Source organism: Actinomadura sp. BRA 177 (assembly GCF_013372625.1).
Lineage (GTDB): Bacteria > Actinomycetota > Actinomycetes > Streptosporangiales > Streptosporangiaceae > Spirillospora.
In genome coordinates, this window is the sequence record NZ_JABXFD010000536.1 from 1 (window position 1) to 2,798 (window position 2,798).

Genomic DNA, 2,798 nt, shown 5'->3' on the forward strand with positions numbered 1-2,798 from the left:
AGATGTGTATAGGAGCCAGACATGGCCGCGCAGCTGCGCGAGGACCGTGCGGCGCCCCCGCCGCCCGCCGAGCCGCGCGCGAGCCGGTCGCCCGAGGAGCTGCGGTCGATGATGTCGTCCATCCAGCAGGGCACCCGGCGCGGCCGCGCCGAGGCCCTCGACAACGAGGAATCGTGACGGGCCATGACCGGTCCTGGCAGCGAATGGCTGGATGACGAGGCCGGCCCGATCGTCCGGTCGTACGCGCTCACCCGGGGGCGGGCGCGGCCCGCGGCCGGCGAGGGCTTCGACATGATCACGATAGTCTCGACCGCGGCGCGGCCCCGGTCGGGCTCGCCCGGCATCGGCCCCGAGCATCTCGACATCCTGGAGATGTGCGTGCAGCCGCAGCCGGTCGCCGAGATCGCGGCCCGGATGCGGCTGCCGCTGGTCGTCGTGCGCGTCCTGCTCGGCGACCTGCTGCACCACCGGCTCATCACCGCCCACCGCCCCCACCAGGAGAGCCCGCTCTCCCAGGAACGTCTGCTGAGGGAAGTGCTCCATGGTCTCCAAGCCCTCTGAGAACGCCGGCGAGGGATCCGCCCCGGCGGCGCCGGTCGCGGTGAAGATCCTCGTCGCCGGCGGGTTCGGGGTCGGCAAGACCACGCTCGTCGGCGCGGTCAGCGAGATCCGCCCGCTGCAGACCGAGGAGCTGCTCACCGACCGCAGCGTCGGCGTCGACGACACCGAGGGCATCGAGCAGAAGACGACCACCACGGTCGCGATGGACTTCGGCCGCATCACGATCCGCGACGGCCTCGTCCTCTACCTGTTCGGCACGCCCGGCCAGGACCGCTTCTGGTTCATGTGGGACGAGCTGTCGTTCGGCGCGCTCGGCGCCGTCGTCCTCGCCGACACCCGCCGGCTCGCCGACTGCTTCCCCGCCGTCGACTACTTCGAGAACCGGAGCCTGCCGTTCGTCATCGCCGTGAACTGCTTCGACGACGGCTACGACTACACGGCCGAGGAGATCCGGGAGGCGCTCGACCTGCGCCCCGACACCCCGGTCGTGCTCTGCGACGTCCGGGAGCGCACGTCCGGCAAGGAGGTGCTGACGACGCTGGTGAAGCACCTGCTCAGCGTGCACGAGGCGCAGAACCCGGCGGGCGCCACCGCCGGGTGATCATGCCGGTAGGCTTCCGGTGACATGAACCGGACACGCGCACGTCTCTCCGACGGCCGCGAGATCGTCTACTACGACGAGGCGCCGGGCCGGGTGCCCGTCCCCGACCCGCGCGGGCTGCCGCCGGTCGAGCCGGTCTGCGAGACGCGCCGCCACCCGCTGACCGGCGCGCACGTCACGATCACCGCGCCCCGCAACCCGCGCCCGCTCCTGCCGCCCGCCGACGAGTGCCCGCTGTGCCCCGGCGGCCCCGCCTCGGAGATACCGGACCCGTCCTACGACGTCGTCGCGTTCGAGAACCGGTTCCCGTCGTTCGACGTCCGCACGCCGCCGGTCCCGCCGGAGATCGACGGCGTCGAGCGGGCCCGCGGCGCCGGCCGCTGCGAGGTCGTGTGCTTCACCAACGAGCACTCCACGTCGATGGCGCAACTGCCGGTCTCCCGCGTCCGGATGATCATCGACGCGTGGGCCGACCGCACCGCCGAGATCGCCGCGGTCCCCGGCGTCCGGCAGGTCTACGTGTTCGAGAACCGCGGCGTGGAGATCGGCGTGACGCTCCACCACCCGCACGGCCAGATCTACGGGTACCCGTTCATCACGCCCCGCACCGACCGCATGCTCACGATGGCCGCCGCGCACCCGGACCTCTTCGCGGACGTCCTGAAGGCCGAACGCGCCGGCGGCCGCGTCGTCCTGCCGGGCGAGCACTGGACGGCCTACGTCCCCGCCGCCGCCCGCTGGCCGGTCGAGGTGCACCTGATGCCGCACCGCCACGTCCCCGACTTCACCGCGCTGGACGCCGCCGAACGCGACGAACTCGCCGTCCTCTACCGGGACCTCCTGCGCCGCTGCGACGCCCTCTACGGCACCCCGCTTCCGTACGTGGCCGGCTGGCACCAGGCTCCCACCGGAAACGACCTGCTCCGCCTCCACTTGGAGCTGTTCTCCATCCGGCGCGCCCCCGACAAGATCAAGTACCTGGCCGGCTCCGAATCGGGCATGGCCGCCTGGATCAACGACGTCTCCCCGGAGGACATCGCGGCCCGCCTCCGCGCCGCCGGCTGATTACAGCTTCGCCGCGCGCGGAAATGTCACACCGCGACCGAGTTTTCGCGAGTCCGTGGAACGATCGCGGCCGGGTGCCCTACTCTCCGTCGCATGCCGGAAAGCGTGCTGGTGGAACCGCTCGCGCAAGGATCGTTCGACAGCGTCGCCGTCACCGCCGAGGGAGCGCCGCTGGCGTTCACCTCCCAGGCGGCGCGCGGCGCGAACACCGGTCAGCTCTGGGACCTCGCCGCCGGCGCGGCCCTCGGCGCGCCGATCCCCGACTTCCCCGCCGACCGCGCCGACTGGGCGTTCGGCGTCCCCGCCGGCTCCCCGACCGTCGCCTGGACGCACCGCGACCGCGTCCACGTCCACGACCTCTCCACGGGCCACGAACCGGTCTTCGACGCCCAGCCCGACCTCCTCGGCCTCGCCGCCCACCACGGCCGCGCCGCCGTCGTCGCCGTCTTCGGCCCAGCGAACGACGCCGAGGTCGCCGTCCACGACGCCCTCACCGGCGAATGCCTCGCCGAGTTCACCCTCTGGCTCGGCCCCCGGGCCATCGACCGCTGGATCCTGCACGCCACCCCCG

At 72.9% G+C, this 2,798-nt stretch carries 5 protein-coding genes; all 5 read left to right on the forward strand.

What is annotated here, in order from left to right:
- Positions 1-21: 21 nt before the first annotated feature.
- On the forward strand, positions 22-177 hold the full coding sequence (locus HUX53_RS30650) for a hypothetical protein (RefSeq protein WP_176406704.1): 156 nt from the start codon (positions 22-24) through the stop codon (positions 175-177).
- Positions 178-183: 6 nt separating this feature from the next.
- On the forward strand, positions 184-561 hold the full coding sequence (locus tag HUX53_RS30655) for a DUF742 domain-containing protein (RefSeq protein WP_176406705.1): 378 nt from the start codon (positions 184-186) through the stop codon (positions 559-561).
- Positions 542-1,162 (forward strand): ATP/GTP-binding protein, encoded by a 621-nt coding sequence (locus tag HUX53_RS30660; RefSeq protein WP_176406706.1) that lies wholly within the window; start codon positions 542-544, stop codon positions 1,160-1,162. The genes HUX53_RS30655 and HUX53_RS30660 overlap by 20 nt, the downstream gene beginning before the upstream one ends.
- 24 nt (positions 1,163-1,186) lie before the next feature.
- Positions 1,187-2,227 carry a galactose-1-phosphate uridylyltransferase gene (galT, locus tag HUX53_RS30665; RefSeq protein WP_176406707.1) on the forward strand — a complete coding sequence of 347 codons (1,041 nt, stop codon included), beginning with the start codon at positions 1,187-1,189 and terminating at the stop codon, positions 2,225-2,227.
- Between the two features lie 93 nt (positions 2,228-2,320).
- Positions 2,321-2,798, forward strand: a 478-nt coding sequence (locus HUX53_RS30670) for a hypothetical protein (protein WP_176406708.1), incomplete at its 3' end; no start/stop codon positions are given.

Excerpts from the sequence above, each read along its gene's own strand:
- HUX53_RS30655 (WP_176406705.1), top strand. The coding sequence starts at position 184 with ATGACCGGTCCTGGCAGCGAATGGCTGGATGACGAGGCCGGCCCGATC.
- galT (WP_176406707.1), top strand. The coding sequence starts at position 1,187 with ATGAACCGGACACGCGCACGTCTCTCCGACGGCCGCGAGATCGTCTAC.
- HUX53_RS30660 (WP_176406706.1), top strand. The coding sequence starts at position 542 with ATGGTCTCCAAGCCCTCTGAGAACGCCGGCGAGGGATCCGCCCCGGCG.
- HUX53_RS30650 (WP_176406704.1), top strand. The coding sequence starts at position 22 with ATGGCCGCGCAGCTGCGCGAGGACCGTGCGGCGCCCCCGCCGCCCGCC.